Annotated in this window: 1 protein-coding gene; it reads right to left on the minus strand. The window is 68.3% G+C overall.

The genetic code is table 11. The features are described 5' to 3' along the window. A partial coding sequence (locus tag JK363_RS41265; RefSeq protein WP_201883464.1) for a polyketide synthase dehydratase domain-containing protein occupies positions 1–1,222 on the minus strand: 1,222 nt, incomplete at both ends.

Genomic DNA, 1,222 nt, shown 5'->3' on the forward strand with positions numbered 1-1,222 from the left:
AACCAAACCCCACACACCCGCACCACCCAAATCCACCCCATCACCCTCAGACACCCCCATCGCACCACACGTCACCACCACCAACCGCGAAGAAACAAACCGCGACTCCCCCAACCACCCCCGAACCACCTCAAGCACAGAGGCAACGACGTCAGTGGTGCCCGAGTCGACCCCGGCAACATCCGGGACCGGGACCGGGAGCAGGACGGTCTCGGGAGTGTCGGCGCCGCCATCCAGCGCGGCGATCAGGCCCGACAGGTCGGCGTACGTCGTGACCGGAATGCCAGCCTCCCGCCACTCCCCGGGCCCGCCCAGCGCAACCCAGGCGCCGTCCTGAACCGTCTCATCAGACCCTGTCGAGGGCGGCGCAGGAGTCCACTCCAGCCGGAACAAGCTGTCCGCATGCGAGCGATTGGCCACAGCCAACTCCGCGGCTTGCACAGGACGCAGCACCAGGGAGTCGATCTCGGCGACCGGGTCACCCGTAGCATCGGCGACCCGCAACCCGATTTCGCCCGTACCCCGCGGCGTGAGCCGGACCCGCACCGCGGACGCCCCCACCGCCGACAGCGACACCCCCGACCACAAGAACGGAAGCAGCACACCCTCAACGGACTCACCCCGCAGCCCCAGCGCATGCAACACCGAGTCCAACAGCGCGGGATGCAGGCCAAACCCGCTCGCCTCATCCGCGACATGCTCGGGCAGCACCGCCTCCACAAACAGGTCCTCACCCTGCTTCCAGACCCCGCGCAGGCCACGGAACGCAGGACCGTAGGCCAGCCCGACCCCGGCCAGTCGCTCGTACAGCCCCTCCAGCGAGACAGACTCCGCTCCTGCGGGCGGCCACGCCCGCAGGTCCCAGTCCACGGCCCCGCGCTCAGCCGTCGCCGTCAGGACTCCAGTGGCATGCAACGTCCACGGCTCATCAGTACCGGCATCCTCCCCACGGGAGTAGACCCGCACCTCACGTCGCCCCTCACCAGACTCCGAAGCATCGACGCTGATCTGTATGTCGACGGCGCCGTCCTGCGGCAGCACCAACGGCGCCTGGAGCGTCAACTCCTCAACACGGTCACAGCCGACCCGGTCACCCGCCTGCACTGCCAACTCCACCAATGCTGTCCCCGGCACCAACACCGAACCAACCACCACATGATCGGCGAGCCACGGGTGCGACTTCACCGACAGCCGCGACGTCAGCACCACCGCATCCGAACCC

The sequence above is a fragment of the Streptomyces coffeae genome (assembly GCF_016741875.1).
Classification (GTDB): domain Bacteria; phylum Actinomycetota; class Actinomycetes; order Streptomycetales; family Streptomycetaceae; genus Streptomyces; species Streptomyces coffeae.